We start from the raw sequence: 714 nt of genomic DNA, 5'->3' as shown, positions 1-714 counted from the left end.
TTTTGTGGGTTTGGGGGTGTGTGGGAGAGGCAGCCTTTGAAGTGTGGCGCTTTAAATCAATCGACCTCACTAGAAAAAACAGGCCGTCTGAAAATCTTTCAGACGGCCTTTACTATCCAATCTTTCCTTTAACGGCCAAAATTGTCTCGACGTTCGCGCCAGTCTTGGCGGATGGAGCCGTTTTTGCCGACCGGCGTGTCTTGTTCGACTTCCCAAATAAAATTCGTTCCGCCGCCAATCGGATGCGAGCCGCGTAAACCGATATGGCTGCCTTGGTCGGCAATGGCGGTTCGGCTGTATGTTTGGCCGCCGAAACGGGTTTGCGAGGTTTCGATGCCGCTTTTGATGCTGCCGTAGAGCTGTACGTCGGCATGTGCGGCAAGTGCGGCGGTGGAAAGTGCAGCAGTGAGGAGAAGTTTCAAGTTCATGGTTTATCCTTTTTTGGAGAGGAATTGTGTGACGATTGTATCGGCCTTGTGCGTAAACAAGTTACAATTCTTGCAAAATCTGACAGGAGTTTTGATGATGCGCTCTTTACGCGCCGCTGCTGTGCAAATGGTGTCGTCTACCGACCCCGAAACCAATATTGCCACCATGAAACGCCTTGTCCGCGAGGCTGCTGAACAAGGAGCGGATTGGGTGTTGCTGCCCGAATATTGGCCGCTGATGGGCAAAAACGATACGGACAAGCTGGCATTTGCCGAGCCTTTGGAT

At 51.8% G+C, this 714-nt stretch carries 2 protein-coding genes; one reads left to right on the top strand and one right to left on the bottom strand.

The annotated features are described in order from the left end of the window. Positions 1–128 precede the first annotated feature (128 nt). Positions 129–428, bottom strand: a complete 300-nt coding sequence (locus tag ACTHUM_RS16625; RefSeq protein WP_107792239.1) for a porin — start codon at positions 426–428, stop codon at positions 129–131. Positions 429–522: 94 nt separating this feature from the next. Between ACTHUM_RS16625 and ACTHUM_RS16620 the strand changes: the two genes are divergently transcribed. Then, a partial coding sequence (locus ACTHUM_RS16620) for a nitrilase-related carbon-nitrogen hydrolase (protein ID WP_440403507.1) occupies positions 523–714 on the top strand: 192 nt, incomplete at its 3' end.

This window comes from Neisseria sp. P0021.S006 (assembly GCF_051956895.1).
Note: the sequence above shows the minus strand (reverse complement) of the source record. Positions and strands in the feature narration are given on the sequence as shown.